The organism is Mariniluteicoccus endophyticus, from assembly GCF_054780035.1.
Map to the genome: position 1 here is coordinate 199,865 of NZ_BAAGXC010000017.1, position 24,623 is coordinate 224,487.

Below are 24,623 nucleotides of genomic sequence, written 5' to 3' on the forward strand. Positions count from 1 at the left end.
TTGAAGCGGATCGCTGCGCCCGCGTACACTGCCCCTCATGCCCGAGATCAAGACCAACGCGCCTGACCACGCCCTCCTGGAGCCCGTCAAGGCCGCCCTCGCGACAGTGATCGATCCCGAGATCAAGAAGCCGATCACCGACCTGGGCATGGTCGACCGCGTCGACATCTCCGACGCCGGGGAGGTCACCGTCGACATCCTGCTGACCACGGCCGGCTGCCCGCTGAAGGGGCCGATCCAGGCCGACACGACAAAGGCCGTCTCCGACGTCTCCGGCGTCACGGGCGTCCTTGTGAATCTCGGCGTCATGACCGACGAGCAGCGCGCCGAGCTGCGCAAGAGCCTCAACGGCGGCCGCGGCGAGCGCGAGATCCCCTTCGCGAGGTCCGGCTCCCTGACCCGCGTCATCGCCGTCGCCTCCGGCAAGGGCGGCGTCGGCAAGTCGTCGGTCACCGTGAACCTGGCCATGGCGCTGGCCGCCGAGGGCCGCTCGGTCGGCGTCCTCGACGCCGACATCTACGGCCACTCCGTCCCTGCGATGCTCGGTATCGCCGACGCACGGCCCACCTCGATCGGCGACGACGACGAGGCCATGATCCTGCCGGTGCCCGTCATGGGCATCAAGGCCATGTCGATCGGCATGCTCAAGCCCACCCGCGACCAGGTGGTGGCGTGGCGCGGCCCGATCCTCGACCGCGCGATCCAGCAGATGCTCGCCGACGTCCACTGGGGCGACCTCGACTACCTGGTCGTCGACATGCCGCCCGGCACCGGTGACGTCCAGATCTCGCTCGGCCAGAAGCTGCCCAACGCCGAGGTCGTCGTCGTGACCACGCCCCAGCAGGCGGCCGCCGAGGTCGCGGAGCGCGCCGGCACCATGGCGTCGATGATGAAGCAGCGTGTCGTCGGCGTCGTCGAGAACATGGCCTACCTCGACTTCACCGCCCCCGACACGGGCACGGTCCACCGCATCGACCTGTTCGGCACCGGCGGCGGTCAGGCGGTCGCCGACGGCCTCACGCGACGCCTCGGCTATGACGTGCCGCTGCTCGGCCAGGTCCCGCTCGACCCGAGCCTGCGCGTCGGCGGCGACGAGGGTGCGCCCGTGGTCGTCGGCCAACCCGACCATCCGTCGGCGGTCGCCCTGACCCAGATCGCGAAGACGCTCGGATCGAAGGGCCGCTCGCTGGCCGGTCTCCATCTCGGCCTCACGCCCACCGGCCGCTGACCCGGATCGTGCGCGCCAAGATCGAGGTCCTGCGCAGCCTCTAGGCGACGGCTCAGGTCGCCTCGGTGTCGTAGGGCGTCGGCAGCGTCGCGACCGGCACCTGCTCGGCGATGCCCGCCTTGGCGTCGGCGATCTCGTTGCGCAGCGAGGCGTCGGCCTCCATGAGGTCCTTCTTCACGTCGTCGATGACCGGCTGGACCTCGTCGAGCAGGTGCTTCTGGACGAACGTGCGCGGGTTCAGGTCTCGCAGGTCGACGTCGGTGCCGAGCTCCTGGCTCAGCTGGGTCTGGGCGTTGTTGGCGATGCCACGCAGGAAGTGCAGGACGCGAGCGGCCTTGCGGGCCAGCTCGGGCAGCTTCTCGGGACCGAAGATGATGACGGCCAGGACGATGAGCGTGAAGAGCTCAGCAGGACCGACGTCGAACATGGGCGACAGCGTACCGTCTCACGATGTGCGCTCCGCACAGCTGGAGATCAGCCCTCCTTGCCCCCCAAGGTGACCTTCACGTCGCCGCGTCCCGCCACTGTCAGCGTGATGGTGTCCCCCGGCTTGTGGGCTCGGATGCGGACGATCATCTCGGTCGCCGTGCGGACGATCCGTCCGTCGACCTCCTCGATGACGTCGCCCGACCGCAGGCCGGCCTGGGCGGCCGGGCCGCCGGCCACGATCGAGGCCAGGCGTACTCCGCCGCTCTGGTCGCCGGAGATGGTCGCCCCGATCACCGGGAAGCGCGCCTTGCCGGTGGACATGATCTGGTTGGCGACGTCGACGGCCTGGTTGATGGGGATGGCGAACCCGAGGCCGATGTTGCCCTGCTGTGCGTCCTGGCTGGCCCCGCCCAGGGTCAGGATCGCCGAGTTCACGCCGATGATTCGACCGGCGCCGTCGGCGAGCGGCCCGCCGGAGTTGCCCGGGTTGATGGGCGCGTCGATCTGGATGCCGTTGATGTAGGCGACCGAGTCGTCGGTTCCTTGGTTGTTGCCGACGCTCAACGGCCGGTCGACGGCCGAGACGATGCCGGCGGTGACCGAGCCACCCAGCCCGAGCGGCGCGCCGACGGCGACGACCTGCTGGCCCGGGCGCACCGACGCCGAGTCGCCGAGGTCGACCTTCGGCAGGCCCTTCGGGTCGTCGGCCTTGATGACGGCCAGGTCGTAGCCGGGGCTGCGGCCGACGACCTCGGCGCTGCGCCGGGTTCCGTCCTGGAGCTGGATCGTCACTCTCCCGTCGGAAGCCCCTTCCACGACGTGGTTGTTGGTCATGATGTGACCCTGGTCGTCGATGACGAACCCCGAGCCGGTGCCCGAGCGCCCGCCCGAGTTGTAGGCGATCGTCACGGTGCTGGGCAGGACCCGCTCAGCCACCTTGACCGTGTCGGCCTGGCTCTGGGCCGGCGGGACCGGCTGTTGCTGGATCTGGGGAGCCGACGACGGCACCCCCCCTGACCTGCCGTCCGTGAGCTGGGCACCGCCGTAGCCCGCCGCGCCCCCGACGAGCGCCGCAACGATGGCGCTCGCCACCACAGCCGGCAGCACGCGACCCCGCGGGCGCGGCTCCACCTTGGCCACCGGGGCGTAGGGCTCGGAGTACTCGTGGGTCGGAACGCCCTGGGGCGGGAACGACGGCTGGCCGTAGCCCAGGTAGGCGCTCGGGGTCGCCGAGGGCGGGGCGTACGCGTAGCCCGGCCCGCCGAAGGCCTGGTCGCTGGTTCCGGGCGCGGGCCATGCCTGCTGGGCCGGCTGGGCCTGATGGAGTTGGTGGACGGGCGGCACCTGATGGCCGGGCGGCGCCGGCTGGTCGACGAGGGTCCGTTCGTCGAGGACGAGCGTCGGCTCGGGACGGTGGATGGCCTCGGTGGGCTCGGGTTCGAGATCCACGGTCGGCTCGTGGTCGGTCTGGTCGCCGAACCAGTGGCCCAGGCCCCGTCGGTCGTCGGTCATCGGACTCCCATCTCGGCCAGGACGACACGCCAGCCGTCCACGACACGGTCGGTGCGGGTCCGCAGGACGGTCGCGTCGTGCGGGAGCTCGGCCGACACGGCGGCCGCGTGCTCGATCCCGGCGCTGGTGACGACCGTGAGGACACGATCTCCGGACTGCCAGGTGATCATGGTCGGCAGGCCCTGGCTGCGATAACCCCGCAGCGCCGGGTCCCACACCGTGCCACGGGGTGCGCCGGCGAGGGCTCCCCGCTGCTCGAAGACGCTGACGGTGGCGACCCCGTCGCCGTAGACGCTGTGGAGCACGTCTCCCACCTGACGCATGCGGACCAGGTCGAGCCCGGCCAGCCTGGTGGGACAAGCGAATCCCGATCGGGCCATCTGGGGCGCCGCCGTGACGGTCAGCGCGGTGACCGGCATCGGTACGGTCAGGCGCGGCGCCACGTGGCGGTCGGTGCCACCACCGAGGGTGATGTCGACGAACCCCGAGCTGCGGATGACGACTCCCCGCGACCGCACCTCCGACCAGAGGACCAGTCCCGTCTCACGGTCGAGCCACCACCGGGCGGCGACGGCCTCGTCGTCCCTGGCCTCGACGACGTGGGTGGGACGTCCCGCGACGACCGGCCCGTCGCCGGTCAGGAGCGTGTGGTTGGTGGCGACGAGGTCGACTCCCAGGCTCGTCTGGTCGGGCAGGAATCCCGTGCGTGTGCCCGCCCGGCCCGGCAAGGTGACCTCCACCCCGCTGCCCGGTCGGGCCGTCACCCCGACATCGGTGGTCCAGTAGCCCGCGACGTGGCGGACCTGGACGCGGCGGGTGCCGGTGTGGGCGACATGGTCCGTGGCCTCCTGGGCGCGCTGGAGCCGGGCGTACGCCCCCTCGCGGGACGTCGCCGAGCCCGCACCCGGGGACTCGACGCGGGTCGTGGTCGTCTGGGGGGTGACCGTCAGCGCGGCCGCCGTCGCGGCGTCGGCCAAGGGCTCCGAGCCCAACGCCGAGGTGAACTCGCCCAGGGCGACGGGACCGGGATCGACGGCGGCCCGGGGCACTGGTGGGGCGGCCGTCCAGCCGACGGCGACCGCAGCCAGCGCCATGGTCGCCATGCCCGACCCGACAGCGAGCCCGGCACGGCGTACGCGTCGGCGCACGCTGGGCATGGGACGTCGGGGCGGGCGGCCGCCCCGGTCGAACGGACGCGCGTGGAGCGGCGCCGACGCCTCGTCACCGGCGATGCCCACGAGGCGCGCGGCCAGGTCGGCGGGCGGGACGGAAGGTGTCGACGCGCCACGCAGCCGGGCCGCGACGTCGCGCAGCTCGGAGACCCGCTCGCGGCACGACACGCAGTCGACCAAGTGGCCAGCGGCGCGCCCGCGGTCGCGATGATTCAGCGCCCCGTCCACGTACGCCGACAGGCACTCGTCGGAAGGACAGCTCACGGCTCCACCCCGAGGTAGCGCTCACGGTCGCCGGTCGGGCGACGGTGGGCCAAGGTCTCTCGCAACTGGGCGCGCCCGCGGTGGATGCGGCTGCGGACCGTGCCGATCTTCACGTCGAGGACCTCGGCGATCTCGTCGTAGGTCAGCCCCTCGATGTCACACAGCACGACGCACGCGCGAAACTCCGGGGCGAGCGCGCGCAGCGCCTCCTCGACGTCGGCGTCGAGGTCGCCGTCGGCGTATGCCTCCGCCGGCGGGGCGTCGGCGCTGACGATGCGCTCCTCGGCCTGGTCGACGAACCCGTCGAACCGGATGCGCTGACGACGACGCGCCTGGTCGAGGAACAGGTTGGTGGTGATGCGGTGGAGCCAGCCCTCGAACGTTCCGGGCTCGAAGCGGTGGAGCGACCGGAACACGCGGATGAAGACCTCCTGGGTGAGGTCTTCGGCGTCGTGGGGGTCGCCGGTCAGCCGGTAGGACAGGCGGTAGACGCGCGCCGAGTGGTCACGGACGACCTCCTCCCACGTGGGCGGCGTCCAGTCGGCCTCGGTCTCGGCGGGCACGTCGGACGCCGGCGCGGCATCCTGCCGCGTACGCCACCTCGTGATCGGCACACAACCCCCTCGGTCGGTCACTGGGGACCATTGTGCCAAGCGAGCCTGTCAATTCCCTGTGAGCCATGGTCCCAACCTCACAACGACCCGCGGGAGCGGGTCGTTCCCGAGGTCAGGCCTTGACCGCGACCACGAGCCCGTCGCCCACCGGCAGCAGCGTCGCGACGAGGTCCTTGTTCTCCTGGATGTTCTCGAGCGCCTCGCGCAGGACGATCGTCTCGTCCTCCTCGTTGGTGACGTCGGCGATCCTGTCGGACCACAGGCAGCTGTTGAGGATCATCAGGCCGCCGTGGCGCAGCAGGCGGAGCGCCTGCTCCACATACTCGCCGTACTCCAGCTTGTCGCCATTGACGAACACGACGTCGTACGCGCCGCTGCTCAACTTCGGCAGCACGTCGAGCGCGGTGCCAGCGATGAGGCGGAAGCGGCGTGCCGGCAGGCCCTGCTCGCTGAAGAGACGGCGGGCAGCGGCCTGATTCTCGTGGTCGCCGTCGACGGAGGTCAGGATGCCCTGGTCGTTCATGCCCGCGAACAGCGCCAGCCCCGACACGCCCGCGTTGGTGCCGATCTCGACGACGGCCTTCGCGTCCACGGCGCGCGCGAGCACGGTCAGGAGGCTCGTCGACCCGCGGGTCAGCGGCGTCTGGCCCAGCTCGGCCGCGGACGAGCGCCCCTTCTGCATCGCCTCGGCGTCGGGGCGGAAGTCCTCCGCGTAGACCCAGGAGGACGCCGACGGCGCAAGCTTGGTCGAGGTGAGAGAGCCATGGGTATCGGTCACAGGCCCTACCATAGCGCCCATGACTGCCGCCGCCCCGGACCGTTCCGCCCACACCGTGACCGCCGAGCTGGTGGCCTCCGTGATGAAGGTCGAGGTCGCCATCGGCGACCGGGTGACCCCCACCGACCCCGTGGTGGTGCTGGAGTCGATGAAGATGGAGATCCCGGTGCTGGCCGAGAAGGACGGCATCGTGCGCGAGGTCGTCGTGACCGAGGGAGATGTCGTCCGCGACGGCGACCCCCTCGTGGTTCTGACGATCGCCTGAGGCCGGGCCGCCGCACCACCACAGATCCTGTGGCGCACCTCACCGCGTACGCCATGTCCTCTCGGTTCCTGTCCCCCAAGGCCCGTCTGGACTAGGATTTCTCCATGCCTGAGACCACGCTGCCCTTCGGCCGGCTGCTGACCGCGATGGTGACCCCGTTCGCCGCCGACGGATCCGTCGATCACGCAAAGGCCGCCGACCTCGCCGTCCACCTCGTCGACGAGATGGACAACGACGCACTGGTCGTCTCCGGCACGACGGGCGAGTCGCCGACCACCTCGGACCACGAGAAGGCTGCCCTGCTGCGCACCGTCAAGGACGCCGTCGGTGACCGGGCGAAGATCGTGGCGGGGATCGGCACCAACGCCACCGCCCACACCGTTCATCTGGCGGAGCAGGCCACCGCCGCGGGGGCCGACGGCCTGCTCGTGGTGACCCCCTACTACTCCAAGCCGCCGCAGGCCGGCGTCCTGGCCCACTTCCGCACCGTCGCCGACGCGACGGACCTGCCGGTGATGCTCTACGACATCCCCCACCGCGCCGGCGTACCCATCGCGACCGACACGCTCGTCGCCGCCGCCGACCACCCGAACATCGTGGCGGTCAAGGACGCCAAGGGTGACCTGGTCGCGTCCGCCGACGTGATGGCGCGCACCGACCTCGTCTACTACTCCGGTGACGACGCGCTCACCCTGCCGCTGATGTCGATCGGCGGGGCGGGCCTCGTCGGGACGTCGACCCACTTCACCGGCCGGCTGGCCAAGCAGATGATCGAGGCCTACGCGGCCGGCGACACCGCCACCGCTCTCGAGCTCCACCGGCGACTTCAGCCGACGTTCACCGGGGTCTTCGCGACCCAGGGCTGCATCCTCGTCAAGGCGGGGCTGCGGCTGCAGGGCCGCGACGTGGGCGGACTCCGCCCGCCCCTGCCCGAGGCGACCGAGGCCGAGACCGAGGCGTTCCGCGGCTGCCTCGAGCGCTCGGGCCTGCTCTGACCCCGACTCGGAGCCCCAACTCCTGCACCGGGGTCCACGATTTGGTCGGCGGTTTCCAGCGACCAACTCGTGCGGGTTTGTGCACGAATCGGGCCCGGGTGGCAGAGACGGACGCGGGGGTCCGGTGCGGGCGGGAGACGCTCAGTCTCGGGTGACGCGCACGCCCTTGCCGACGACGGTCACGCCGCCGGCGGAGACGGTGTAACCGCGCGCAAGGTCGTGGTCGTGGTTGACGCCGATCTCGCAGCCGTCCTCGACCACGACGTTCTTGTCGAGGATCGCGTTGCGGATGACCGCGTTGCGGCCGATCCTGACGTTGTCCATGATCACGGCGCGCTCGACGTTGGCCCACTTGTCGACCCGGACGTTCGGCGAGAGGACCGACGCGTCGACGTCACCACCGGAGATGATGCAGCCGGCCGAGACGATCGAGTCCTCCGCGTTGCCGCGGAGCACGAACTTCGCGCCTGGTCGCTGGGGCTGGTAGGTCCAGATCGGCCACTCGTTGTTGTAGACCGAGAAGTTCGGGTTCACCGAGACCAGGTCCATGTGGGCCTCGTGGTAGGCGTCGATGGTGCCGACGTCACGCCAGTAGTTGCGGTCCTTGTCGGTGGCACCGGGCACCGAGTTGCTCGTGAAGTCGTGGACCTGAGCCTGACCGGCCTCAACGAAGCGCGGGATGATGTCGCCGCCCATGTCGTGGCGCGCGGTCGGGTCGGCTGCATCGGCCTCGAGGGCCTCGACGAGCGCCTTGCGCGTGAAGATGTAGTTACCCATCGACGCGAACGACTCGTCGGGCGAGTCGGGCAGACCGGGCGGGTCGGCCGGCTTCTCGAGGAACTGCTTGATCTTCGCGTCGGCGCCAGCGTCGATGATGCCGAAGGCCGAGGCCTCCTTGCGGGGTACGCGGATGCCCGCGACCGTGCAGTCGAGACCCGAGTCGATGTGCTGGTCGAGCATCTGCGACACATCCATGCGGTAGATGTTGTCGGCGCCGAAGACGACCACGTAGTCCGGATCCTCGTCGAGGATCAGGTTCATCGACTGGAAGATCGCGTCGGCCGACCCCTGATACCACCGCGGCCCCAGGCGCTGCTGGGCGGGGACCGGGGTCACGTAGTTGCCGAGCATGGTCGACATGCGCCACGTCAGCGAGATGTGGCGGTCGAGCGAGTGCGACTTGTACTGCGTCAGGACAGCGATCTGTCGGAGCTCCGAGTTCACGAGGTTCGACAACACGAAGTCGATGAGCCGGTAGGTGCCCCCGAAGGGGACGGCCGGCTTGGCCCGGTCGGCGGTCAACGGCATCAGCCGCTTCCCCTCGCCTCCGGCCAGGACGATGGACAACACCTTCGGTCGGACAGCCATGGTCTGGACCCTTCTTCCCACGTCGCGTGATCTCACCATAGCGAGAGCCGACCCGCCCCGTGCGGGGCCCCTTCGACCGCTCGATGACGTCGCACACCCCGCCAGGCCGCTCGCCCCGCCCTGTGCAACTATCACGTCATGAGCCCGCGCATCTCCATCCTGACCCGTGAGTACCCGCCCTCGATCTATGGCGGCGCCGGTGTCCACGTCGCCCAGCTCGTCCCCCAGCTCCGCAAGTTCTGCGAGGTCGACGTCCAGTGCATGGGCGAGCCCCGTGACGGCGCCACCGCCCATGCGGAGAGCTTCCCTCCCGACGCCAACGCCGCCCTGCGGGTGTTCGGCGCCGACCTGTCCATGGTCGCGTCCGTGCCCGAGGTCGACGTGGTCCACGGCCACACGTGGTACGCCGCCCTGGGCGCCCTGATGACGGGCCTCATGCAGGACATCCCCCACGTGGTCACCGCCCACTCGCTCGAGCCCGACCGCCCCTGGAAGGCCGAGCAGCTGGGCGGCGGCTACCGCCTCAGCACGTGGGCCGAGCGGTCCGCGTACGAGTCCGCGGGCGCTGTGATCGCCGTGTCCGAGGCGATGCGCCCCGCCATCCTGAACGCCTACCCCGACGTAGACCCGGCCCGCATCCATGTCGTGAAGAACGGCATCGATCCCGAGGAGTTCAAGCCCGACCACGACACCGACGTGATCACCGGCCTGGGCGTCGACCTCGACCGGCCGATCGTGACCTTCGTCGGACGCATCACCCGCCAGAAGGGGCTCATCCACCTGGTCCACGCCGCCGAACAGCTCGACCCCGACACCCAGCTCCTGCTGCTCGCGGGTGCCCCGGACACCCCGGAGATAGCCGCTGAGTTCGACGAGGCGTTCGACCATATCGAGCAGACGCGCTCCGGCGGGGTGACCTGGGTGCAGGAGATGCTCCCGCGCGCCGCGGTCCGCCAGGTGCTGACCCACTCGACCGTGTTCGCCTGCCCGTCGATCTACGAGCCGCTGGGCATCGTGAACCTCGAGGCCATGGCCTGCGAGACCGCCGTCGTCGCCTCGGCGGTCGGCGGCATCCCCGAGGTCGTCGTCGACGGCGAGACGGGCTCGCTGGTGCGCTATGACCCCGCTCAGGCCGAGGACCCCGACTTCGTACGCAGGTTCGAGAGCGAGTTCGCCGCGAAGGTCAATGACCTGACCCGCGACCCCACGAAGGCCGCGGAGATGGGCCGTGCCGGGCGCCGGCGCGCCATCGATGAGTTCTCCTGGGAGAAGATCGCCCGCGAGACCCTGGCCGTGTACGAGGCCGCCATCGCGGCCCATGGCTCGCGCTGAGGGCCCCACGGACAGCCAACGGGCCCCGGACTCTCAGTCCGGGGCCCGTCGCCAATTCTCGGGGTTCGTCAGCCGACGACGTCCTTCAGAGCAGCGGCGAGCTCGTCCGCCTCGGCGGCGTTCATCTCGACGACCAAGCGGCCGCCACCCTCGAGGGGCACACGCATGACGATCCCACGGCCTTCCTTGGTGACCTCCATGGGGCCGTCGCCCGTACGCGGCTTCATTGCTGCCATGTGTGACCTCATCTCTCCTCGCGGCCTGGACCGCTGCTGATCTCTACCCACTCCATTATTCCGCATGTGAGGCCTCCCCCACGAGAGGGGGTCGCCGCCTTAGAATTATCCCCATGAGCCAGCCCGTCACCATCACAGTCTCCAAGGGCGTCGCGACCCTGCGTCTCGACCGCCCCGAGTCCATGAACTCGTTCGACCGCGCGACCCGCCTCGCCCTGATCGAGGCCGTCCAGCAGGTCGGCGCCGACCCCGAGGTACGCGTCGTGGTCATCACCGGGTCGGGACGCGCGTTCGGCGTCGGCCAGGACCTCAAGGAACACCTCGCCTCGTTGCAGAGCGGATCGGTTGAGCAGGTGTGGCGCGTCGTGCCCGAGGAGTACAACCCTCTGGTGCGGGCCGTCGCGGAGCTGGAGAAGCCCTTCATCGCCGCGGTCAACGGTGTGGCCGCGGGCGCGGGCGCCTCGCTGGCCTTCCTCGCCGACTTCCGCGTCGTGGCGCGCTCGGCCGGGTTCAACACGGCGTTCGCCGGCATCGCCCTGAGCTGCGACACCGGTGCCTCGTGGACCCTGCAGCGGCTGGTGGGCCAGGCGAAGGCCATCGAGCTCATGCTACTGCCGCGTACCGTCGGCGCCGAGGAGGCCCTCGAGCTCGGGATCGCGTCCGAGGTCGTCGACGACGACCAGCTCGAGGGGCGTGTGGCTGAGCTCGCCGGTCAGCTGGCCCAGGGGCCGACGTTGTCGTACGCCTCCATCAAACACTCGGTGGCCTACGCCGCGACTCACACGCTCGAGGAGTCGATCGAGGTCGAGTCGCAGATGATGGCGCGTACCGGCGCATCCGCCGACCACCGTGTCGCCGTCGACGCGTTCCTGGCCAAGCAGAAGCCGCAGTTCGAGGGTCGCTGACCCTCAGTCGCGAGGGCGCCAGGCCTCCGCGTCGTCGGCCTCCTCGTCGCCCACGTCCTTCTTGTCGGCCACGTCCTTCTTGTCGGCCGTCGTGCGCCCGCGCCAGGCGGCGGCCCGCTCCCTGGGGTCGGTGACGTGCCGGGACACGGGGGCGGCCTCGATGACCGCGTCCTCGTCGTCGACCTCGGCGCGTGCCGTCGGGTCTTCGAGGTCCGGCCCGGCGTGGGGAGCGGGATAGCGTACGCCGGCCTCGGCCATGGCGCGGTCACGTACGTCGATCTCCAGGGCCAGGCGGGCCACGAGCGCGTCAACCTGCTCCATGTCGTAGCCCCGCGCACGCACGGCGAAACGGGCATTCTCGAGATCGGCCCCGCGGACGGGTCCGGCCTGCGGCAGCGTGGGTGCGGTGCCGTCTCGCCCGGGCTCCTCGGGCATGCCGCCGAGCCCACCGGCTGCGGCGATGGCCCCCGCCCCCAGGATGAGGACGGCAACGATGACGATCATGATCTGCATGTCGACTCCGGGATCATTCGGCGTGGGTGGGCGGCTCGTCGGCGGTCGGCTGCTCGTCCTCGGGCGTGTTCGACGTGACCATGATCGACACGACCTCGTCGACGTCGTCGGTGATCCTCAGCATGTCGACGTCGGGCTCGGAGATGTAGCCCCCGCCCAGGACCGAGTCGACGACCCACTGCTTGAGCGGGCCCCAGTAGTCGGACCCGAAGAGCACGACGGGGAAATCGGTGATCTTCTTCGTCTGGACCAGCGTCAGCGCCTCGAACAGCTCGTCGAAGGTGCCTAAGCCACCGGGCATGACCACGAAACCCTGCGAATACTTGAGGAACATCGTCTTGCGGGCGAAGAAGTAGCGGAAGTTGATGCCGAGAGTCACGTAGTCGTTGAGGCCGGTCTCGAAGGGCAGCTCGATGCCCAGCCCGACCGAGACTCCCCCGGCCTCGTAGGCGCCCTTGTTGCCGGCCTCCATGATTCCAGGCCCGCCGCCGGTGATGACGGCGAAGCGGGCGCGGGCCAGCGCGGCACCGATCTCCTCGGCGGCGGCGTACATCGGATGGTCCGGGGAGGTTCGGGCGGAGCCGAAGATCGAGACCGCGGGGCCCAGCTCGGCCAGCGTCCCGAACCCCTCGACGAACTCCGACTGGATGCGCAGGACCCGCCAGGGATCGGTGTGGACCCAGTCGCTGGACCCTCTCGACTCGAGCAGGCGCTGGTCGGTCGTCGTGGGCAGGACCATGTCGTGAGCCCGCAGGACCGGGCCCTGTTGACGACGCTCGTGGCCGGTGGCGCGGTTGACGATGCGGTCGGCCATCAGCGGTTTCCCCCGAGCCACCGAAGGAATGCCTCGCGGCAGGCGTAGACGTCCGAGGCCGGGCAGAACTCGTCGTCGGTGTGGGCGTGGATCGGGTCGGCGGGCCCATAGTTGACCGCGGGGATGCCGAGCGCCGAGAACCGCGCCACGTCGGTCCAGCCGAACTTCGGGCGGGCCTCTCCCCCGACGGCCGCGAGGAACTCGGCGGCGGCCGGCTGGTCGAGCCCGGGTCGGGCCCCGTCGGAGGAGTCGGTGAGCTCGATCTGGTCGAAGCCGTCGAGCACCCCGCACACGTGGGCGTACGCCTCGTCGACACTGCGGTCGGGGGCGAAACGGTAGTTGATGTCGATCTCGCAGCGGTCGGGGATCACGTTGCCCGCGACCCCGCCGGAGATGCGGACGGCGTTGAGGCCCTCGTGGTACTGCAGTCCGTCCACGACCGGCTTGCGAGGCTCATACGCCGCCAGGCGACGCAGGATCTCGCCGGCGTCATGGATCGCGTTGTGTCCCATCCACGCCCGCGCGGAGTGGGCGGCGCACCCCGGGACGGTCACGCGTACACGCAGCGTGCCCTGACAGCCGCCCTCGATGCCGGCGGCTGTCGGCTCGCACAGCACCGCGAAGTCACCGGCGAGCAGTTCGGGCCGGTCACGCGCGATGTGGCCGAGGCCGTTCTTCTCGGCCTCGACCTCCTCGTTGGCGTAGAAGATCCATGTGACGTCATGGACGGGGTCGGTCAGTGCGGTGGCCGCCGACAGCTGGACGGCGACCCCGCCCTTCATGTCGCACGTGCCACGGCCGACCAGCCGTCGCTCGTCGCCCTCGCCCTCGATGCGGCACGGCAGGTTCGGCGTCGCCGCGAGTGGGACGGTGTCGATGTGGCCGGCGATCACGACGCGAGTCGGCCGCCCCAGCGAGGTGCGGGCGATGACGTTGTCTTCGTGACGGATCACTTCGAGGTGGGGCGCCTGCGCGCGCAGCGCAGTTTCGATGGCGTCGGCGATCGCCTGCTCGTCACCGGACACCGACTCGATGTCGACGAGGTCCCGCAGCAGGTCGACCACGTCTCCGGTCAGGTCGATTGAGGTCATGGCCTACACCCTAGGGGAACCTTCGTGTCGTCACTCGACCGAGAACAGGTCGCCCGGGGAGCAGTGGAGCACCTCGCACAGCCGGGTGAGGGTGGAGAAGCGGACCGCCTTCGCCCGGTTGTTCTTCAGCACCGACAGGTTGACCATCGAGACGCCGACCGCCTCGGCGAGGGCGGTGAGCGTCACGTTGCGTTCCGCGAGCAGCGCGTCGAGGTGACAGACGATGCGGTGGGGTTCGTCGACCGGCATCAGACGAGCCCCTCGGAGTCGGCCCGCAGCCGGGTGCCGTGCCGAAACACTGCGCCCAGCACCTCGACGAGGCCGGCGGCCGCCAGAAGCCCGCAGCCGAGGCCCAGCTCGTCGAGGTAGAGCCGGCCGTAGATGACCGGCACCTCGTGCAGCGGGAACACGACGATCACACGGTCGAGCGCGTTGAGGCCGGGCAGGCTCACCGCGCCGACCGCAAGCAGACCGGCCAGCACGTGGAACGACCTCATCGCGTCGTGCTGGAACGGGTCCCCCGCCACGGCGCGGTCGAGGAGCCGCCACACCACCACCACGCCGGCCGCCAGCAGGCCGACGAGGACCAGCGAGGGCAGCAGGTCGACGAGCCGCTGGAGGACCGTGGGATGCGGCAGCGAATAGATGATCTCGTCGGCCCAGCGGACCGTGGCGTCCTCGCGGAGCACCTCCGGCAGCGGCGGCCCCTCTCCCGCGGCGAGGGCCCGCACCTCGAGCGGGCGGCCGGTCACCAATGCCACGACCCGGGGCAGGACGCCGCCCATGAGCACCCCCGCGACCGACAGGATCATCAGGACGCGAAGGATGTTGCGCTCGGTGTTGCTGATCACGTCAACCTCCTTGAAATATCTCTACTCGATATTATCGAATGCCGTTATTATCGTCCATCGTTGTTATCGAGGATCGTTACTTCAGATCCAGTACGCTGGCACGCATGACCAAGCAGAGCATGAGCCGCCCCGCCTGGGGCTGGGGCGTCGTCACCACCCACGACAACGACCAGGTCCTCGACACCTGGTTCCCTGCTCCCGCACTGGGCACCGCCGACGCCGGTGACGCCCCCGCCGAGCTCACGGCGCTCGAACGCACCGACGCCGCCCGTGGAGTACGCCTGTCGGTCGAGCGGGTCGCGATCGACCTCGACGCCGCCCCCGCCTCGGTCCCCGACGCCTACCTGCGCCTCCACCTGCTCTCCCACCGGCTCGTCGCCCCCAACACCATCAACCTCCAGGGCCTGTTCGGCGCGCTGACGAACGTGGTGTGGACGTCAGCCGGCCCGTGCGCCGTCGAGGGCTTCGAAACGACCCGCGCCCGCCTGACCGCCGAGCACGGCCGCGTCACCGTGTGGGGCGTCGACAAGTTCCCGCGCATGATCGACTACGTCCTCCCGTCGGGCGTCCGCATCGCCGAGGCCGACCGCGTACGCCTGGGCGCCCACCTCGCCGAGGGCACCGTCGTCATGCACGAGGGCTTCGTGAACTTCAACGCCGGCACGCTCGGCACCTCGATGGTCGAGGGCCGCATCTCGCAGGGCGTCGTCGTCGGCGACGGCTCCGACGTGGGCGGCGGTGCCTCGATCATGGGCACGCTCTCGGGCGGAGGCACCGAGGTGGTCTCCATCGGCGAACGCTGCCTGCTGGGCGCGAACGCCGGCATCGGCATCTCGCTGGGCGACGACTGCGTCGTCGAGGCCGGCCTCTACGTCACCGCCGGCACGAAGGTGAAGGTCGACGGGCAGGTCGTGAAGGCCTCCGAGCTGTCCGGGCAGGACGGCCTGCTGTTCCTCCGGAACTCCCTGACCGGCGAGGTCGAGGTCCGCGGTCGCGAGGGTCGCAAGGTCGAGCTCAACGCCGACCTGCACGCCAACTGACCGCTCCGCCCACCATCACCCCACCATGGCCCGACGACGCCGCGGTTGCCTGGCCGTCGGCCTCGCCGTCGCCCTCCTGGGCGGGGGGGCGCTCAGCGCGGGCCTGTACGCCAGCCGCCAGGGCTGGATCGAACCGCTGCCGATCGAAGAGCGCTGCGTGATCAGCGGCTCGACCGGCACCGTGGTCCTCACCCCCGAGCAGGCCCGCCTGACCTCGATCATCGTGGGCCGCTCGGTGGCGCGCGGCCTCAGCCCGCGCGCCGCCACCATCGCGATGGCCACCGCCTACCAGGAGTCAGGCATACGCAACCTCGACCACGGCGACCGCGACTCGTTGGGCCTGTTCCAGCAGCGTCCGTCGCAGGGCTGGGGCACCCCGGCGCAGATCCGCGATCCCTGGTACGCCTCGGACGCCTTCTACGCCGCGCTGGTGAAGGTCCCCGCGTGGGAGACCGGCGACATCAACGACACCGCGCAGAAGGTGCAGCGCTCCGGGCACCCGCAGGCGTACCGCAAGCACGAGGAGAAGGCCCGGATCCTCGCCGAGGTCTTCACCGGCCACCGGGCCGCGGGCGTGACGTGCGCGCTGAAGGCCCGCTCGAAGCCGCTGTGCATCGACTGCCACGTCGACATCGACCCGTTCGCGCTTCAGCGCGAGGCGTGGCTGACCTTCGGTATGGCCGGGGAGATCCAGGCCGAGTCCGGGGTCCGGTGGACCCCACGCAGCGAGGAGGAGGCTTGGAGGCTCGCCGCATTCAGCGTGGTGAACGGCCCCCGGGTGGCCGTCACCCACGTCAGGGTCGGCCAGCGTCGCTGGGAGAACTCGCGCCTGCGGCCCGCCACCTGGGGCGGAGGCTCCCCGGACGGCGTCGTCGTGGCCACCGGACTTCCCTGAGCGCCCGGGAAAAGCGAGGGCCCCGGCCCGGACGAACCGTCAGGACCGGGGCGCTCGACGTCTGGCAGCGCGGACGACCTAGCCGCGCAGGCGGGAGGCCGCCGACTCGATGCGCTCGTCACTGCCCGTGAGCGCGAGGCGCACGTGGTTCTCGGCCTTGGCGCCGTAGAAGTCGCCCGGGGCGGCGAGGATGCCGCGCTCGGCGAGCCAGTCGATCGTGGTGCGGCACTGCTCGTCGCGCGTCGCCCACAGGTACAGCCCGGCCTCGGAGTGGTCGATGCGGAAACCTGCCGCCTCGAGCGCGGGCTTCAGCACGCCGCGGCGCGCGAGGTAGCGCTGTCGCTGGACCTCGACGTGGGCCTGGTCGCCCAGGACCTCGGCGAACGCGACCTGCACAGGGCGCGGCATCAGGAAGCCGCCATGCTTGCGCATCTCCCGGAGCTCGGCGACCACCTTGGGGCAGCCGGCCACGAAGCCCGCGCGGTAACCCGCGAGGTTGGAGCGCTTCGACATGGACAGGGCCGTGATGATGCCCTCGTGGGAGCCGCCGCAGATGTCGGGGTGCAGCACCGAGACGGGGTCGGCCTCCCAGCCGAACTCGCCGTAGCACTCGTCGGAGACCAGCACCGCACCGAGCTCACGGGCGCGGTTGACCCACGCGCGCAGCTCGTCGGCCGACATCACCGCGCCGTGCGGGTTGCCGGGCGTGTTGATCCAGATGGCATCGGCCTCGGTGACCTGGGCCGGGTCGTCGCAGGCGACGACCTTCGCGCCAGCGATCGCGCCGCCGACCGCGTACGACGGGTAGGCGATCTCGGGGATGACCAGCGTGGAGTCGGCGCCGAGGCCGAGCTGCCACGGCAGGTTGGTGACGAGTTCCTTGGTGCCGATGACTGGCAGGACGCCGTTCTCGTCGAGACCCCGGACGTGCCAGCGCTCGGTCACGTGGCGGACCATGGCCTCGCGGAGCTCGGGAATGCCGATGGTAGGCGGATAGCCGGGCGCGTCGGCGGCCTCGCTGAGGGCGCGCATGGCGAGCTCGGGAGTCGGGTCGACCGGCGTACCGATCGACAGGTCGCAGATGCCCTGGGGGTGTTCACCCGCCCGCTTCTTCGCAGCGAGCAGGGTGTCCCATGGGAAGTCCGGCAGCGACGCTGCCACCGAACGCCTCAAGCCTCGTGCTCCTGCACGGGAAGAGCCTCGATCAGCGCGTGGTCCTTGTCGATGACCCCCATCTTGGACGCGCCACCCGGCGAGCCCAGGCCCTCGAAGAACTTCACGTTCGCGTCGTAGTATTCCTTCCACTCCTCGGGCACGTCGTCCTCGTAGAAAATCGCCTCGACGGGGCAGACCGGCTCGCACGCACCGCAGTCGACACACTCGTCGGGGTGGATGTAGAGCATGCGGTTGCCCTCGTAGATGCAGTCGACGGGGCACTCCTCGACGCAGGCGCGATCCTTCAGATCGACGCACGGCTGCGCGATGATGTAGGTCATTCAAGACTCCTAGGTCGTCACGGCCGCCCCTTCGGCCTCGGCCACGGCTGGGGCGCCCTGTCACTCTACTACCCCTGCCCCGCTACTACCCGTGCCCCGCCAGGTGTTGGTGGCGGAGAACGCCGCTGCGCGGGTGAGGAAGCCCGCGCAGGTGGGCCCTTCACGTCGACGTGGACGAACTCACCGGGGCGTTGGCGTTCGTAGCGGCGCCTGCTCACCTAGGATTCCGCCATGGATCCCCTTGCTCGTGCTGGCGTGAGCATCGGTGGTCGTGCATCGCTGCGCGTCACGGCCCCCGACGGGCCCGGTGACATCGTCGGGGTGGTCACCGCCCTAGACGACGCGTCGATCACGATGCGCCGTCGCGGTGGCTCCGTGACCACCCTCCCGAGGGCGGCGGTGACCGCCGCACGCGTCGTGCCGCTGGTCGCCCGCGGGCGCAACCCGCACCATTTCGCCCGCGACCAGGTGTGCCGGTTGGCCCACGACGAGACAGTCGGCGGTGCGGGAGACGTGTGGGTCGGACGCCTCGCCGAGCTCGTGAGCTCTCTCGACGACTCGGGCGTGTCGACGAGCGACGGGCTCGCCCGCCACGGCTCGTCGGCGGCGCGCGTGTTCGGCGAGTGGGCCGCCATGCGCCTCGAGGATCCCGACGACCTCGCCGCGCTGGGGGCCTGGGCCGCCCTCCACGACGCGCGCAACGTGGCGGTCACGGGACCGGGCGCCACCGGCGTACGCGGCCTCGAGCCCCTCCAGGACTGAGTCGGGCCCGGACCGTGAGGTCCGTGTGAGCCATCGTCTCAGGAGGCCGTCAGGGCTTCTTGCTGCACTTGATCTCGTCGGTCGCCGAGTATTTCCACGACCTGTCCTCACGCTTGACGACCGCGCCGTTCTGCTTGAACACGCGGTAGTAGCTGGCGGTGAACCCGGGCGACGCGGACTGGGGGTTGCAGTCGGCCGAGTCGTCGTTGATGGTGCGGCCGGTGTAAAAGTTGGACTTCGTCGGCTCCGGGGACTCGATGTCCCACTTCTTCGTGCCCCAGATCTTCACGGTGATCGAGCCCTTGCTGGAACCCGACGACGGGCTGCGCGCTGCCTCGATGTAGATCGCGGCGTCGGAGTCGTTCTGGAACTTCACGTCGATCGAGCCCGAGTAGATCGTCGACTCGCGCCCGGCCGGATAGCGGTCGAAGTACATGGTGTGGGGCTGGTGCTCCACGTCCTTCAGGCCGGCGAACCACGCCGCGTTGAAAACCGTCGTGGCGCTCTGGGAGATGCCGCCGGCGTTCTCCTTCTTCAGTTTCGAGCCCGCGACGACCCAGCCGTCGACGTAGCCGACGTCGCGGGAGCCGAGCACCTTGTTGAGCGAGAACGTCGCGTCCTTGGCGACCGTGTTGCCGTTGATGCGCGATGCCGCCAGACCGAGGTTGATGTTGCGGTAGTCGGCGTGGGGGTAATAGGTCGTGAACTCGCCGATGACCTGCTTTGGCTTCTGCTGCTCGGCCATCTCGGTGGTGAACTTCGCCTTGGCGCCCGTGAGCTCCACCTTCACGTCACGACCTTGGGGCTGAGACACCACCGGCGAGACCACCTTCGCGAAGTTCTCCTTGGTGACTTCGGCACCGTCGACGGCGGGCACGACGACGAGGCCGCCGCCCTCCATCTTGTAGGAGGCGTCCTTGGCGTCCTTGAGGTCGAGCTTCTTCATGGCCGGCTTGGCGGCCTCGTAGAGCTTGTCCATGTTGACCGCGCCGACCAGCTTCGACTCCTTGGGCTCGATCGTGGTGGCCCCGCCGATCATGGCGGGCGTCACCTCGAACACGCCCTTGCCGGTGTCGACCTTCACAGGCGCCGAGAGCGTTGGCTTGGCGAAGCCCTCGACGACCTCCTCGGCCTCGGAGGTGGTGATGTCGGGGTCGGTACGCACCACCGAGGCGGGCACCTCGGTCCGCTTCAGGTAGGCCGACCGGAGCCCCGACGTGATATCGGGCTGGCGCACCGCGATCGCCTGCTCGCCATCGGTGCGGCGGATCTCCACGCCCGCGATCGTGACCGTGGCGTCCTTGGCGGGCTTGTCGACCTTCGTGGCGACGTTCTGGGCGGCGCGCGTGAGGGACACGTCGTCGACAGCGATGGCAGGCTCGATGGGGCCGCCGCCGGTCAGGACGTTCCAGATGTGCTGGGGCGCCCAGCTCTTGCCGACCCCCGAGCGCTCGACGGTGGCCTCGTAGTCGACCGACAGCCCCGCCTCGGCGGGCACCACGTCAAGGCGCTGGCCCTCGACGACGACGGTCATGGCCGCGTTGACCCGACCGGACAGCTCGTCCTTCAGCTTCTCGACCGCCTGTTCGCGCGTGAGGCCGCCGATGTCGACCCCGGCGACCTGGGTCTGGCGTGGCACGTTGTCACCAGCCATCGCGTAGCCAGCCGCGTAGACGCCGCCTGCGAGCACGACCAGCAGGAGGGTCACCAGACCGACGACGCGCCCCGCGCTGGGGCGACGCCCCGACTTCTTCTTCACTGCACACCTCTCGCTCGGACCTGCACATAGTACGTGAGGTGGGCGACATCCCCCGCCTCGCGAGCGGGCGCCTCCGCGCGGTGGCGACCGCTCACCCGCCGGTGAAGCGACCGCGGAAATACGTCAGCGGCTGCGCGTCGGGGGCGTCGCTGTGTCGCGCCCCGAGCACCGCGCCGAGGAACACCTCGTGGTCACCGGCGACGACGGCCCGCTCGGTGCGGCACTCGAGCCACGCCAGCGCGCCATGGAAGAGTGGGGCACCCGTCAGCGCCGAGACCTCGAGGTCGATGCCGTCGAACTGCGTGTGCCGGTCGCGGCGGGGGTCGGCGAAGTGGCGTGCGATCCCGCTCTGGCCCGCCGCGAGCAGGGACACGCACCACGTGTCAGTCGCCCGCATCGACTCGACGAACCGCCCGTGGCTCGAGATCGACACGCTCACCAGCGGCGGATTCAGGGAGATCGAGGTGAAGGAGTTGGCCGTCATCGCGTACCACTCCCCCTCGACCTCGCACGTGACGACGGTGACGCCGGTGGCGAAGTTGGCCATAGCGGCACGCAACTCGCCCGCGCCGACCCCGACGAGGTCGTCGCGCAGCTCGTCCCCTCCTTCGGGCCCGCTCACAGGCCCGCGAACACGTCGTCGGCGCCCGGGGGCAGCGGTGTCCCCCCGGCCAGGACGAACCACTCGCGCGACCAGGCGTCCTCCCCGACGACGTCGCCCATCCTGAAGAACCAGCCGTCGCTGGCGATCTGGGACTCGTGGGCGCGGAACGCGGCGAGCTTTCGGTCGACCAGCGACGGGTCGTGAACGATCACCGCGATGTCTTCGTCGGGCTTGACCATAGGCGGCATCGGGCCGTCGGGGTCGAGGTCTCCGAAGCCCTCCTCGGCATGGCCCGCGTCGCGCATGACGCGGAGGCCGTGACGGAACCAGGTCTCCGATATCGTCGACCACAGCAGTCGGGGAGTGACCCAGGCCTCACCCAGGTCGCGGCGGTAGGTGGGGATGCCGGCCAGCTGTGCGGCGTACATGGCGACGCGATGGGCCTGGATGTGATCGGGATGGCCGTAGTTGCCGTACTGGTCGTAGGTGATCAGCACCTCCGGCCGGCGGTCGCGGATGACGGGCACCAGCTCGTCGGCGGCCTCGCGCAGGTCGGCACGCCAGAAGCAGTCGTCGTGGAGCGTGTCGGCGGGCCGCACCTCGCCGTTTTCTCCGTAGCGCATGCCCGAGTCGCGGTAGCGGTGGTCGCCGCCGAGGCGCAGGAAGTCGGTGACGCCCAGCGCCTCCATCGCCGCCTGGAGCTCGGTTATGCGGTGGGCAGCCAGCGTGCCCTCGTCGTGGAGGTGCTTGAGGCGGTCGGAGACGATCTCACCCTCCTCCCCGAGGGTGCAGGTCACCAGCGTCACTTGGTCGCCGCGGGCCGCGTGGCGTGCCATGGTGATGCCGGTGGTGGTCACCTCGTCGTCGGGGTGGGCGTGGACCAGCAGGAGCCGGCGCGGGTTCGGTTCAGACACGCGGACCAGACTAACCACCGCGGGCGACGATCCGTCAACGGACGCGGACCTCGGACAGGTCGAGCGCGCCCTGCCGGGTCAGGCGTACGTCGGCCAGCCGGGTCGACCAGCCCACCGGGGTGGACGCGTACCACAGGGGGATGGAGGGCGGGTCGACCGCCAGCCGGCCCTCCGCCTGGCGGTACAGCGCGAGCGCCTCCTCGGGCGTGGCCGCCGCGGCGGCGCGGTCGAGCAGTTCGTCGTACGCAAGGTCGCGGTGACCGGTGACGTTGGCCGACGAGTCGCTGCGGTAGCGGATCAGGTAGGGACCGGGCGACACACCGACCGAGCCGGTCTCCTGGCGTACGACCCCGGTGAGCCGCCCCTCCTCGACCTGTTCCAGGACGGTCTTCTGGTTGGGCAGCACGCGCACCTGGCAGTTGATCTCCAGCGCGGAGGCCAACTGGTTGCACAGGGAGTCGGCCCACTCCTTGTTGCCGCTGTCGGCGCTGACGGTCACATAGAACGCCCCGACGTAGCCGCCGGCGTCGTCGTAGGCCTGCCGGGCGGCGGACAGATCGAAGGTGCACAGCTCGCCGCACGCATCGGTCGCATAGCCCGGCACCGCCGGCGGCACCCACGAGGTGGCGGGCACGCGCGTGCCCTGGAAGATGCGACGGGAGGCTGTCTCGCGATCGATGGCCCGGCTGATGGCACGTCGTAGGTCAGGGTTCCCGGCGAGCTGCCTGTCGGCGCCGAGGAAGTCGAGGGTGACGGGCGTCCGGGTGTCGGCCTGCGCCCAGCGGTCCTTCAGGTCGGTCTTCCACTGGTCGTCGAGCAGCATGTCGGTCGGGACGACGCCGGTGAAGTCGAGACGCCCGGCGACGACGTCGTCGTAGGCCTTCTGCACGTCGAGTCCCCGCGCCGGGTCGTCGTACAGCCGGACGACGACCCGGCGCACCTTCGCGGGTGCGGGTCCGGTGTACGCGTCGTTGCGCTCCAGCACGACCTGGGTCGTCGACGCCGACACCAGCGTGAACGGGCCCGCGCCGATGGGACGCGTGGCGTACGCCTCCTTCGTGCCGCCCTCGGCGAAGAACGCGTCCGGCAGCGGCGCGAAGGCCGGGTGGTCGAGACGGGCGGGGAGGTCGGTCACCGGACGGGTCGTCGTCATCGTGAACGTGTGGTCGTCGACCACCTTCAGCCCCGTCATCTCGGCATCGCCGGGCACGTCGCAGGACTCCATGTCGCTGCAGCGCAGCGCCCGCGCCCCCTCGATGACGCCGAACAGCGAGGCGCCGGCCATCCCGTTGGTCCCGCGGGCGGCCCAGTTCCAGGCCGAGACGAAGTTGCGGGCCCGCACGGGCGTGCCGTCGGCGAAGGTCCGGTCGGGCCGCAGGTGGACGGTGAACGTGCGCTGGTCGGTCGTGTCGATCGCCGACGCGAGATCCATGACCGGGGCACCGCCAGGGTCGGTGCGCACCAGACGGGCGGTGATGGCCTCGGTGATGCGCAGCCCGCACGCGTCGGTCGTGTTGGCCGGCAGCAGGTTCCTCGCCGGCGTGCAGCCCTGGATCGTCACCTCGCCGCTCGGGACCGGCGACGGCGACCCGTCGGGCCCCGGCACCGTCGCGGGGGTGCACCCCGACAGGGCCAGCACGCCCGCGAGCACCGGCACGAGCGGGCGCAGCACGGGCCCGGCACGCCACGAGGTGCGAGCCGGGCCCGTGCCGTCGTCCATGGTGCTCAGCTCTCCACCAGCACCTTGCGCGGCTCGGCGAAGTGGCAGGCCGACATGTGCTCGGTGTGCCCGTCGGGGCGCAGCGCGAGCTCGGGGACCTGCGTCTTGCAGACCTCCTGGGCCTTCCAGCAGCGGGTGTGGAAGCGGCAGCCGGCCGGCGGGTTCGCGGGCGAGGGCACGTCACCGGACAGCACGATCTCCTCGCGCTTGCCGCGCAGGGTGGGATCGGGCACCGGCACAGCCGACAGCAGGGCCTGCGTGTAAGGATGGGTCGGCGTCGCGTAGATCTGGTCCTCGTCGCCGAGCTCGGCGAGCTTGCCGAGGTACATCACGCCGACGCGGTCGGAGATGTGGCGCACCACCGACAGGTCGTGGGCGATGAAGATGTACGCCAGCCCCAACTCGTCCTGCAGTCGCTCCATCAGGTTGACCACCTGGGCCTGGACCGAGACGTCGAGCGCCGAGACCGGCTCGTCGCAGATCAGGACCTTCGGGTTCAGCGCGATGCCGCGGGCGATGCCGATGCGCTGTCGCTGTCCGCCGGAGAACTGGTGCGGATAGCGGTTGATGTGCTCCGGGTTGAGACCCACCAGGTCGAGCAGCTCCTGGACGCGCTTGCGCACGCCCTGCTTCGGGACGGCGTCGGGGTGGATCTTGTAGGCCTCCCCCACGATGTCGCCCACCGTCTTGCGGGGGTTCAGCGACGTATAGGGGTCCTGGAACACGATCTGGATGTCGCGGCGCAGGCGGCGCATCGCCGCACCGCGCTGGGCGTACATGTCGACGCCATTGAACCGCACCGTGCCCGACGTGGGCTCCTCGAGGCGCATCAGTAGGCGGCCGAGCGTGGACTTGCCACAGCCCGACTCGCCCACGATGCCGAGCGTCTCACCCGGGTAGAGGTCGAACGAGACGCCGTCGACGGCCTTGACGTGGCCGACGGTGCGCCGCAGGACGCCCGCCTTGATCGGGTAGTGCTTGACCAGGTCGCGGGCCGACAGGATCGGCTCGCCCCTCGACGCGTTCGACGGGGTGCCGGCCTGGTGGCCCAGCTCCTCGTTGGTCG

General features: G+C 70.5%; 27 protein-coding genes. 8 read left to right on the forward strand and 19 right to left on the reverse strand.

What is annotated here, in order from left to right; genetic code table 11:
* Positions 1-37: 37 nt before the first annotated feature.
* Positions 38-1,228: an Mrp/NBP35 family ATP-binding protein gene (locus tag ACYVGD_RS08215; RefSeq protein WP_460742747.1), complete on the forward strand. Its 1,191-nt coding sequence runs from the start codon at positions 38-40 to the stop codon at positions 1,226-1,228.
* Between the two features lie 52 nt (positions 1,229-1,280).
* Here the strand turns inward: ACYVGD_RS08215 and ACYVGD_RS08220 are convergent, their stop codons facing one another.
* From ACYVGD_RS08220 to ACYVGD_RS08240, 5 genes are all read right to left on the reverse strand, one after another.
* Positions 1,281-1,655: a sec-independent translocase gene (locus ACYVGD_RS08220; protein ID WP_460742748.1), complete on the reverse strand. Its 375-nt coding sequence runs from the start codon at positions 1,653-1,655 to the stop codon at positions 1,281-1,283.
* A gap of 47 nt (positions 1,656-1,702) precedes the next feature.
* Positions 1,703-3,169: a S1C family serine protease gene (locus ACYVGD_RS08225; RefSeq protein WP_460742749.1), complete on the reverse strand. Its 1,467-nt coding sequence runs from the start codon at positions 3,167-3,169 to the stop codon at positions 1,703-1,705.
* On the reverse strand, positions 3,166-4,605 hold the full coding sequence (locus tag ACYVGD_RS08230) for a hypothetical protein (protein WP_460742750.1): 1,440 nt from the start codon (positions 4,603-4,605) through the stop codon (positions 3,166-3,168). Before ACYVGD_RS08230 ends, ACYVGD_RS08225 begins: the two co-directional genes overlap by 4 nt.
* Positions 4,602-5,219, reverse strand: a complete 618-nt coding sequence (gene sigE / locus ACYVGD_RS08235) for an RNA polymerase sigma factor SigE (protein WP_460742751.1) — start codon at positions 5,217-5,219, stop codon at positions 4,602-4,604. Before sigE ends, ACYVGD_RS08230 begins: the two co-directional genes overlap by 4 nt.
* Before the next feature lie 112 nt (positions 5,220-5,331).
* The gene (locus tag ACYVGD_RS08240; protein ID WP_460742752.1) at positions 5,332-5,997 is read right to left on the reverse strand and encodes an O-methyltransferase; all 666 of its coding nucleotides are present in this window, start codon (positions 5,995-5,997) and stop codon (positions 5,332-5,334) included.
* Between the two features lie 19 nt (positions 5,998-6,016).
* Here ACYVGD_RS08240 and ACYVGD_RS08245 point away from each other — a divergent pair, with 19 nt between their 5' ends.
* Both ACYVGD_RS08245 and dapA read left to right on the forward strand, forming a co-directional pair.
* Complete coding sequence (locus tag ACYVGD_RS08245) at positions 6,017-6,262, forward strand: biotin/lipoyl-binding carrier protein (protein ID WP_460742753.1); 246 nt, start codon at positions 6,017-6,019, stop codon at positions 6,260-6,262.
* 104 nt (positions 6,263-6,366) lie between these two features.
* The gene (dapA, locus tag ACYVGD_RS08250) at positions 6,367-7,257 is read left to right on the forward strand and encodes a 4-hydroxy-tetrahydrodipicolinate synthase (protein WP_460742754.1); all 891 of its coding nucleotides are present in this window, start codon (positions 6,367-6,369) and stop codon (positions 7,255-7,257) included.
* 141 nt (positions 7,258-7,398) lie between these two features.
* Here dapA and glgC read toward each other — a convergent pair whose 3' ends face one another.
* Positions 7,399-8,625, reverse strand: coding sequence for a glucose-1-phosphate adenylyltransferase (glgC, locus tag ACYVGD_RS08255; protein WP_460742755.1), 1,227 nt, complete (start codon positions 8,623-8,625; stop codon positions 7,399-7,401).
* A 138-nt stretch (positions 8,626-8,763) separates the two neighbouring features.
* Between glgC and glgA the strand changes: the two genes are divergently transcribed.
* Positions 8,764-9,957, forward strand: coding sequence for a glycogen synthase (gene glgA, locus ACYVGD_RS08260; RefSeq protein ID WP_460742756.1), 1,194 nt, complete (start codon positions 8,764-8,766; stop codon positions 9,955-9,957).
* Between the two features lie 68 nt (positions 9,958-10,025).
* Here glgA and ACYVGD_RS08265 read toward each other — a convergent pair whose 3' ends face one another.
* Positions 10,026-10,193, reverse strand: coding sequence for a DUF3117 domain-containing protein (locus ACYVGD_RS08265; RefSeq protein WP_460742758.1), 168 nt, complete (start codon positions 10,191-10,193; stop codon positions 10,026-10,028).
* A 113-nt stretch (positions 10,194-10,306) separates the two neighbouring features.
* Here ACYVGD_RS08265 and ACYVGD_RS08270 point away from each other — a divergent pair, with 113 nt between their 5' ends.
* Complete coding sequence (locus ACYVGD_RS08270; protein ID WP_460742759.1) at positions 10,307-11,098, forward strand: enoyl-CoA hydratase-related protein; 792 nt, start codon at positions 10,307-10,309, stop codon at positions 11,096-11,098.
* A 3-nt stretch (positions 11,099-11,101) separates the two neighbouring features.
* On the opposite strand, the gene ACYVGD_RS08275 is transcribed toward ACYVGD_RS08270, so the two are convergent.
* From ACYVGD_RS08275 to ACYVGD_RS08295, 5 genes are read right to left on the reverse strand one after another with little or no spacing between them, the layout of a single operon-like run.
* Complete coding sequence (locus ACYVGD_RS08275) at positions 11,102-11,611, reverse strand: DivIVA domain-containing protein (protein ID WP_460742760.1); 510 nt, start codon at positions 11,609-11,611, stop codon at positions 11,102-11,104.
* Between the two features lie 13 nt (positions 11,612-11,624).
* Positions 11,625-12,425, reverse strand: a complete 801-nt coding sequence (locus ACYVGD_RS08280) for an LOG family protein (protein WP_460742761.1) — start codon at positions 12,423-12,425, stop codon at positions 11,625-11,627.
* Entirely contained in the window at positions 12,425-13,516 is a 1,092-nt protein-coding gene (gene dapE / locus ACYVGD_RS08285) for a succinyl-diaminopimelate desuccinylase (protein ID WP_460742763.1), read from the reverse strand. Before dapE ends, ACYVGD_RS08280 begins: the two co-directional genes overlap by 1 nt.
* A gap of 30 nt (positions 13,517-13,546) precedes the next feature.
* Positions 13,547-13,765 (reverse strand): helix-turn-helix domain-containing protein, encoded by a 219-nt coding sequence (locus tag ACYVGD_RS08290; RefSeq protein ID WP_460742764.1) that lies wholly within the window; start codon positions 13,763-13,765, stop codon positions 13,547-13,549.
* The gene (locus ACYVGD_RS08295; protein ID WP_460742766.1) at positions 13,765-14,367 is read right to left on the reverse strand and encodes a DUF2975 domain-containing protein; all 603 of its coding nucleotides are present in this window, start codon (positions 14,365-14,367) and stop codon (positions 13,765-13,767) included. The genes ACYVGD_RS08290 and ACYVGD_RS08295 overlap by 1 nt, the downstream gene beginning before the upstream one ends.
* Positions 14,368-14,471: 104 nt before the next feature.
* Here ACYVGD_RS08295 and dapD point away from each other — a divergent pair, with 104 nt between their 5' ends.
* Entirely contained in the window at positions 14,472-15,407 is a 936-nt protein-coding gene (gene dapD / locus ACYVGD_RS08300; RefSeq protein ID WP_460742767.1) for a 2,3,4,5-tetrahydropyridine-2,6-dicarboxylate N-succinyltransferase, read from the forward strand.
* A 25-nt stretch (positions 15,408-15,432) separates the two neighbouring features.
* Positions 15,433-16,302, forward strand: coding sequence for a hypothetical protein (locus ACYVGD_RS08305; protein ID WP_460742768.1), 870 nt, complete (start codon positions 15,433-15,435; stop codon positions 16,300-16,302).
* Positions 16,303-16,380: 78 nt separating this feature from the next.
* Here ACYVGD_RS08305 and dapC read toward each other — a convergent pair whose 3' ends face one another.
* Positions 16,381-17,475, reverse strand: a complete 1,095-nt coding sequence (gene dapC, locus ACYVGD_RS08310) for a succinyldiaminopimelate transaminase (RefSeq protein ID WP_460742769.1) — start codon at positions 17,473-17,475, stop codon at positions 16,381-16,383.
* Positions 17,472-17,798, reverse strand: coding sequence for a ferredoxin (gene fdxA, locus ACYVGD_RS08315; protein ID WP_460742770.1), 327 nt, complete (start codon positions 17,796-17,798; stop codon positions 17,472-17,474). Before fdxA ends, dapC begins: the two co-directional genes overlap by 4 nt.
* A gap of 231 nt (positions 17,799-18,029) precedes the next feature.
* On the opposite strand from fdxA, the gene ACYVGD_RS08320 reads away from it, so the two are divergent.
* Positions 18,030-18,560 (forward strand): LSm family protein, encoded by a 531-nt coding sequence (locus tag ACYVGD_RS08320; RefSeq protein WP_460742771.1) that lies wholly within the window; start codon positions 18,030-18,032, stop codon positions 18,558-18,560.
* Between the two features lie 49 nt (positions 18,561-18,609).
* Here the strand turns inward: ACYVGD_RS08320 and ACYVGD_RS08325 are convergent, their stop codons facing one another.
* From ACYVGD_RS08325 to ACYVGD_RS08345, 5 genes are all read right to left on the reverse strand, one after another.
* Positions 18,610-20,319 (reverse strand): VanW family protein, encoded by a 1,710-nt coding sequence (locus tag ACYVGD_RS08325; protein ID WP_460742772.1) that lies wholly within the window; start codon positions 20,317-20,319, stop codon positions 18,610-18,612.
* A 91-nt stretch (positions 20,320-20,410) separates the two neighbouring features.
* Positions 20,411-20,941 carry a flavin reductase family protein gene (locus ACYVGD_RS08330; RefSeq protein ID WP_460742773.1) on the reverse strand — a complete coding sequence of 177 codons (531 nt, stop codon included), beginning with the start codon at positions 20,939-20,941 and terminating at the stop codon, positions 20,411-20,413.
* Positions 20,938-21,837 carry an N-acetyl-1-D-myo-inositol-2-amino-2-deoxy-alpha-D-glucopyranoside deacetylase gene (gene mshB / locus ACYVGD_RS08335; protein WP_460742774.1) on the reverse strand — a complete coding sequence of 300 codons (900 nt, stop codon included), beginning with the start codon at positions 21,835-21,837 and terminating at the stop codon, positions 20,938-20,940. Before mshB ends, ACYVGD_RS08330 begins: the two co-directional genes overlap by 4 nt.
* A 34-nt stretch (positions 21,838-21,871) precedes the next feature.
* The gene (locus tag ACYVGD_RS08340) at positions 21,872-23,557 is read right to left on the reverse strand and encodes a peptide ABC transporter substrate-binding protein (protein ID WP_460742775.1); all 1,686 of its coding nucleotides are present in this window, start codon (positions 23,555-23,557) and stop codon (positions 21,872-21,874) included.
* 5 nt (positions 23,558-23,562) lie between these two features.
* Positions 23,563-24,609 carry an ABC transporter ATP-binding protein gene (locus tag ACYVGD_RS08345; RefSeq protein ID WP_460742910.1) on the reverse strand — a complete coding sequence of 349 codons (1,047 nt, stop codon included), beginning with the start codon at positions 24,607-24,609 and terminating at the stop codon, positions 23,563-23,565.
* Between the last annotated feature and the right edge of the window lie 14 nt (positions 24,610-24,623).

Bases quoted from the DNA above. Each gene is read 5' to 3' on its own strand.
- ACYVGD_RS08280 (WP_460742761.1), bottom strand. From the start codon at position 12,425: ATGGCCGACCGCATCGTCAACCGCGCCACCGGCCACGAGCGTCGTCAA.
- ACYVGD_RS08225 (WP_460742749.1), bottom strand. From the start codon at position 3,169: ATGACCGACGACCGACGGGGCCTGGGCCACTGGTTCGGCGACCAGACC.
- ACYVGD_RS08340 (WP_460742775.1), bottom strand. From the start codon at position 23,557: ATGGACGACGGCACGGGCCCGGCTCGCACCTCGTGGCGTGCCGGGCCC.
- glgC (WP_460742755.1), bottom strand. From the start codon at position 8,625: ATGGCTGTCCGACCGAAGGTGTTGTCCATCGTCCTGGCCGGAGGCGAG.
- ACYVGD_RS08290 (WP_460742764.1), bottom strand. From the start codon at position 13,765: ATGCCGGTCGACGAACCCCACCGCATCGTCTGTCACCTCGACGCGCTG.
- glgA (WP_460742756.1), top strand. From the start codon at position 8,764: ATGAGCCCGCGCATCTCCATCCTGACCCGTGAGTACCCGCCCTCGATC.
- ACYVGD_RS08215 (WP_460742747.1), top strand. From the start codon at position 38: ATGCCCGAGATCAAGACCAACGCGCCTGACCACGCCCTCCTGGAGCCC.
- dapE (WP_460742763.1), bottom strand. From the start codon at position 13,516: ATGACCTCAATCGACCTGACCGGAGACGTGGTCGACCTGCTGCGGGAC.
- ACYVGD_RS08245 (WP_460742753.1), top strand. From the start codon at position 6,017: ATGACTGCCGCCGCCCCGGACCGTTCCGCCCACACCGTGACCGCCGAG.
- ACYVGD_RS08270 (WP_460742759.1), top strand. From the start codon at position 10,307: ATGAGCCAGCCCGTCACCATCACAGTCTCCAAGGGCGTCGCGACCCTG.
- ACYVGD_RS08265 (WP_460742758.1), bottom strand. From the start codon at position 10,193: ATGGCAGCAATGAAGCCGCGTACGGGCGACGGCCCCATGGAGGTCACC.
- ACYVGD_RS08275 (WP_460742760.1), bottom strand. From the start codon at position 11,611: ATGCAGATCATGATCGTCATCGTTGCCGTCCTCATCCTGGGGGCGGGG.
- dapD (WP_460742767.1), top strand. From the start codon at position 14,472: ATGACCAAGCAGAGCATGAGCCGCCCCGCCTGGGGCTGGGGCGTCGTC.
- fdxA (WP_460742770.1), bottom strand. From the start codon at position 17,798: ATGACCTACATCATCGCGCAGCCGTGCGTCGATCTGAAGGATCGCGCC.
- ACYVGD_RS08305 (WP_460742768.1), top strand. From the start codon at position 15,433: ATGGCCCGACGACGCCGCGGTTGCCTGGCCGTCGGCCTCGCCGTCGCC.
- ACYVGD_RS08220 (WP_460742748.1), bottom strand. From the start codon at position 1,655: ATGTTCGACGTCGGTCCTGCTGAGCTCTTCACGCTCATCGTCCTGGCC.
- ACYVGD_RS08320 (WP_460742771.1), top strand. From the start codon at position 18,030: ATGGATCCCCTTGCTCGTGCTGGCGTGAGCATCGGTGGTCGTGCATCG.
- dapA (WP_460742754.1), top strand. From the start codon at position 6,367: ATGCCTGAGACCACGCTGCCCTTCGGCCGGCTGCTGACCGCGATGGTG.